1 protein-coding gene is annotated in these 1,240 nt (G+C 35.8%); it reads right to left on the bottom strand.

What is annotated here, in order from left to right; translation table 11 throughout:
* Positions 1–561: 561 nt before the first annotated feature.
* A complete protein-coding gene (locus ACFIJP_RS09190) occupies positions 562–1,080 on the bottom strand; it encodes a helix-turn-helix domain-containing protein (RefSeq protein WP_375627112.1) in 519 nt (172 codons plus the stop codon).
* Positions 1,081–1,240: the final 160 nt, after the last annotated feature.

The raw sequence follows: 1,240 nt of genomic DNA, 5'->3' as shown, positions 1-1,240 counted from the left end.
ACCCAATTCCTCAAAGGAGCAATGGTGCAAACATTGCACAATTGCAGACTGAAGAGCAATTTGGTCAAGTTGACCGATGTAGTTTGACACTAGGTTTTATACTAAGTGGGAAAAGGTGGGATTAGGTAGGAATACGTGGTAATTTGTTGTTTTTATGTATAAAATTTAGCATTAAATGCGCGTTTTGTCAAAATAGATTTTGACACCTAAAATTGTAAAAAAGAGCGAAAAATAGTAAAAATTAGAAAAAAGAGCGTTTCAAAGGTAAAAATGAGAGAGGGCTTTGAAAGATCTTTGAAAACCCTGTGAAAAATTTTGAAAAGTCTGTGAAAGCCCAGAAAACCGCCTTTGAAGACCCTGTGAAAAAAATTCGGTAAATTGTGAAGCTCACTCCAAAATCAGCCAAAAATAACCAAAAAAGCAAAAAAGATTTTCATCTATTGATGATTATCTATTTTTAGAGGCAATATATACTTATTAATCAAATAGTTATATTATTTTTTTTAATGTAAAAAGATTTTCATATCGATTGTTCATATTAAAGAGGCATTAAGCTATATCTTATGTAGTTTCTGGATGTGCATTTTCAGCTTCTATTTGACGCTTTAAATGCAGTTTTAAAAGAGGTAAAATAAGCTCGACTTCTTCCGTGTCGTTGATATCTTGAACAAGCTCTTGCAGTTTTCCATAAAGTTCCGCCGCGAGTTCCGCTATATCTTCAGGGGGGAGTTTTATATTTGCATCGCGATAGGTTGTGTAAGCTATGCGACCGAGTTTTTTCATAAGTCCAGTAGGAATGGTAGGTGGTTTAAAACCAGCTGCTTTCGCTTTTGCCATGTCACTAAACATTTCACCTTCACCAGTAGCTAGCCATTCCACAGATATACCGCAAACATTTTTGTAAATTACCAACATTGATACAGGTGGTTCGCGCAAGCCAGTTTCATAATTACACATAGTACTTTCAGGTGCTGCAAGATGTTCAGCAAATTGCTTGCGCTCTGTGAAACCAAGGGCGCGTCGCACTTCACATAGCCGCTTTGCTAGTTCTGTTTTAGGTTCTTTTTTAGGGCGTGCCAAAAGTACTCCTTATTCATATTGAGGTTTGTTTTAAGTGACGGGATTTTAAAACGTAAAGAGATTCCCCCATTCATTTTAGAGTAGCATTAAGCCGTATTTTGTGTAGTTTCTAGATGTACTCTTTCAGCTTCTATTTGACGCTTTAAATGAATTTTAAGAA

This window comes from Bartonella sp. MU37NMGALS (assembly GCF_042194015.1).
GTDB lineage: Bacteria > Pseudomonadota > Alphaproteobacteria > Rhizobiales > Rhizobiaceae > Bartonella > Bartonella grahamii.
This window is presented reverse-complemented; position numbering and strand designations above follow the sequence as displayed.